The organism is Bacillus sp. SRB3LM (assembly GCF_015712745.1).
In the GTDB taxonomy this organism is placed as follows: Bacteria; Bacillota; Bacilli; order Bacillales; family Bacillaceae_G; genus Bacillus_A; species Bacillus_A thuringiensis_K.
The window spans coordinates 1-4,388 of record NZ_VWVQ01000033.1; the positions used below are offsets into that span (position 1 = coordinate 1).

The window sequence follows — 4,388 nt, forward strand, 5'->3', positions numbered from 1 at the left end:
TTTTGCACCAGAACCAAAAAATAGGGGTAAAACGCCTCTTTCCGAGGAACAAAATAACGTAGCCATTAACTCCCGTTCCTCAGCTTTCCGCTACGCTAATACCTATGACCCTATTCCTAAACAGGGAACGACAAGTCAGTGAATTTGGAAATATAGGTGATATGCTGTATTTTAATGATGGTACCTATATGAAAAAAGGGTTCTGGTGCAAAGTTTAAAAATCATTCGAAATTATGAATGAATCATACAATTTTGTGCATATCACTGAACATTTATTCTGAATGAGTGCCTGTTAATTCTTGTTTTTAAGAAATTAAAACTTAGCAACAGAATAAGCTTCTTAAATATTCCCATCTCAGTTTAAAACGCCACTTCTATAAATATTAATATCTACTTTGATATCAAACTTCGCTTTTTTATAATCAAATTTCTTCCAAATTTTTGGGTGATAAGCAATCAACTGCCTACCTACTCCAAATGCATCGCAATTTGTTTTCTGTAGCTTATTAATAATTTCTTTTGATTCATGTGTTAATTCTTTAGATAATTGCTTACTTAATCTCTTTTTTTCTATATAATTATCTAGATCGTCACGCGAGTATTCAAGCACTGTAGCAAATAATTTTAATTTAATTGTAATATAAATATTTCCGTCTTTACCTATATTAACGTTCATTTTCTGTTTAATTTGCCCTTTTCTCATTTCTATACTCACATACTCTTTATTATTAATTTTCTTCGTGATATGTGCCTTCTTCCCCACTTTCCCCTTGAGCAATGTAAATAAAACACATTGCTCAAGAGGTAACCGTCCCGTCAATTTATCATTATGAAATAGAGCTAAACCATTGGTAACTATTTCTTTATCTTTTATTTTTATTGATGGTAGCGTAAAATCTTCACCTTTATCCTGAATTTTTCTAAAAATACTTTCTAAATTCTCTACAGGAAAGTAACTACGCTCTTCAAGTGTTTTAATTTTTCTCGTTAGAAATTGTCCAATCAGTAATTCGTCAATTTTTTTCTTCTCCAAAATTTCAGACGATAACCCATCCACTGAAATTACTCTCACAAAAGATGTAGGATTGCCTGGGTCTCTAAATGCTACATCAAGAGTTGGAGATATCCCCCTTTCCTCAAGTTCTTTTCCATATAGTTGTATACCATATTTTATATAACTTATGTCCCCTGTCGTCATCGCTCTTATTTTATCAGTAGTATCTTGTGCCGTATTCTTAATTGAAGAATACACCTCATTCGTTAATCTTTTTCCTGAATTTACAATTTCCACCGTTTGTTTCAAATTTTTATTTTGATATAAATCATAACCTACGCTATAAGCAAGCCTTGAATCTTTAAGTAGTTTTTGATCCCAACAGCCGACAAGAAAAATACAAAATATACACATGAATAGTTTTTTCATAATTTTAATTTTTACATTTTTTTTTAAAATATACAAACGAATTTATAATGGCTATTTTTATTAAGGTTCTCGTGCAAAAACTATAAAACTTGTGCAATGAAAGCATCAACTCGCACAGTGGTTAGAAGTACAAGCATTAGAAAATCAGAAACGCCTATATTATAAGAAAGAAGTCATGATTGAAGACCTTTGGAAGACCTAACGGTCTTCTTAATGAACACAACAAACGGTAAATAAATATAAAGAAATGAAAGTGGATCAAGAACGTTTTGTTTTTACGTAAAACCAAAGTAAAGCAAGTGATTATTATTAAAAAAGGAATGGAATCAATTACATGTTATACAGCAGAAGGTGAGAACATTTTTACAGAATACAGACCGTATATGCACACGAATAGACCCATTCCACGAAATGAATTATTGAATATTCAGAAATCAACCCTGAGTTGTTTTTTTATTATAAATTTTCGAAATTTTTATCTCGGCGGGTTCGAGATCATCTGCTCCTTCATATGGCTGAAAGAAAAGTTTGTTTAACAGGCTTAAAATATTTAATTCCAAAATACTCATTACAGCAGCTACACTTACTGTTAAAGAGTAAAGAATGGTTACCAAAAAAACTCCGCACGAACTCGATATCATATTACAAACGAAGCAAGTGACGTATCTACAAAATGGAAGGAAAACCATACGAAACCTGCAAGACACCTGTAAATCATTGCATTTAAGCAGCTCTGAATAATTGCTGTAATTCTTTGTATTTCGAAAAAGAGAAGTCTGGAATGTGACTTCTCTTTTGTTTGTATATAGCATGAATCGTTTCGATTCCTTTCAAGGTACGTGAGGCATTGAGAAAAAGAAATAGATAGGGCCACCAAATCGATTCGACCGATATTTCGTGCGTCTAGAACCTGTTTTTCGTTGTCACGTTTTTGTCATCTTCCCTATTCTTCGTTCCCATTTGCCAAAAAACAAACGTTTGTTTAAAAAAGCAACATATGAAAAATCCCGATACATCAAGATTTTGTTGTCAAGACCCTCCCCTTTACAACAAAAGGCGTCTTGGGTAGCAACAAACCAATTTGGGCGGGCATCTGTTTGGCGGGGCTTGTGCTTTCTATACACCTACCTATAGGAGAATAGGAAAGACGGCAGATGCATTCTTTTGATAGCTATTTTATTTGGTCGACAGAAACATCCTTTATTATATGCTACGTGCAAAAACAATCTGCGGAAGCAGGTTGTTTTTTTGATTTTCCGCTCTATTGTTTCACTAAGTAACAGAAGTAACCAGATAATCATGTGTCTTCCTGGAAGATATAGCCTGTATGAACCTCATTTTTTCATATGGTTCCCTCGAAAAAAATGGTGTCAAAAACCAATTGTATTTGATATAATAAAAGAGTTTGTAAAATCTTGACTCATTCGGGAAAGAAAGTAACTGTCATATTTCAAAATAAAGAGACTTTGTTTTCGTATCACTGGCAGTTCTTTCTGTTCCCCTCATCCCAATCATTGATGAGGGGTTTTTTTGGCTTTGTATTCGCTTTGTTAGGGTGTGTACATGAAGGAGAATACAATCTCTTCATGGAAATCTGATGAAGCACATATAAAGGACAATTTCACATGTAAAGCGAAAACGAAAATGAAACACGCTTGTGTTGTTACTAAGCGGGATTTAATGTTACTTTCCGCATGTAGCATATCGAAAAAACAAAAATAGATATTTCTCAATATCAGATTCGTCCGATATTTTGTAGAATAAAAATGTATGGATGTATGTCATACATTTTTTACCTTTCTCCTAAACACGATACGCTTTATGTGTATCGTGTTTTTATGTTTCCTATTTTATTGAAAAAGGACAAACATATACGATACGGACGCATGACTTGTACATACATGGTAATTCCTCTTCAAGCCTGTATAAAAAACAAAAATGTACAATGAATCTGTACCTGAGTACGAACGCTCTATCCGCTCATACGTTGGTCTACTTCTCCTCCTCACATCGTCCGATAGTATTATCCCAACATAAATGCGAGATCCATTTATTTGGAGTCATCCAATCACCCCGAAAGGAGAATGATGATGCGAGATTTTGATTCGTTTGATGAACCCTATGCGTCTGGATCCGGAACCACTCCACCCGAGTCACAGCCCAAGCAAGCAGCAACACAATCTATGATTTCTTTCCAATGTGTCGTGGAAATTCCACGTGGCTACCGTGTGGTATCGCATGGATTAACACAATTTCTCTATGATATCAGTGGACTATCTCTTTCACAAGAAACGGAAAAGAAAACACTGCAAGTGGAGGAGTATGGACAAATCGAAGTGGAGCTCTATACTTTGACTTTACGTGGTTGTATTTCGATTGCCACCAATATCGATATCCAGCCAGAACAGCAACAACACATTGGATGTGTCGGAAATCATACCCATACCATCCAATTTTATTTCACCGATACGATTGCCATCTCCATAGCTGTCAAACACAGCGTGAAACCAATTCCACAGATGACCATAGACCATCGGCATATCAAAGTGGAACAAATTCAACTTGAACCGCTCGATGCGGCGAATTCACATATTTGGAAATTAACGGGCGTATTCACTTTTAAGGTGGAATAAACAAAGACAACTTAGGGGGAAAGACGTTTCACATTATCCCGTATCACTCCCTTTTTTATAGTACAATCCATTCCATTTTTCATACGGATGTTTTATACCAGCTGTCCTCCTCTTCCCCTGTCAAACGTCTCTTATTTTTGACAGCCTCCTACAAACCGTTTCATGTTTCACCGAATTCCAAAACATATTGTAGATTTTCTTTTGTGATACCTGAGATTATCCCCTTAAGATAAACAGTGTAACAAAACATGAATACACATGGATATAACGGCTTAAACGATAATCGTCTTTTGTAAACGGACGTATATTTCTTTGAACTTTGCAACAGAACC

At 34.9% G+C, this 4,388-nt stretch carries 2 protein-coding genes and 1 pseudogene; 1 reads left to right on the forward strand and 2 read right to left on the reverse strand.

Annotated features, from left to right (window positions below; all coding sequences use genetic code 11):
- Positions 1 to 355 precede the first annotated feature (355 nt).
- Both F3I02_RS17185 and F3I02_RS34000 read right to left on the reverse strand, forming a co-directional pair.
- Positions 356 to 1,453 (reverse strand): Ger(x)C family spore germination protein, encoded by a 1,098-nt coding sequence (locus F3I02_RS17185; protein ID WP_374058649.1) that lies wholly within the window; start codon positions 1,451 to 1,453, stop codon positions 356 to 358.
- Positions 1,454 to 2,146: 693 nt separating this feature from the next.
- Positions 2,147 to 2,272, reverse strand: a pseudogene (locus tag F3I02_RS34000) (IS6 family transposase); the annotation flags it as partial.
- Positions 2,273 to 3,513: 1,241 nt separating this feature from the next.
- Between F3I02_RS34000 and F3I02_RS17190 the strand changes: the two are divergent.
- The gene (locus F3I02_RS17190; RefSeq protein WP_196478126.1) at positions 3,514 to 4,056 is read left to right on the forward strand and encodes a hypothetical protein; all 543 of its coding nucleotides are present in this window, start codon (positions 3,514 to 3,516) and stop codon (positions 4,054 to 4,056) included.
- Positions 4,057 to 4,388 lie beyond the last annotated feature (332 nt).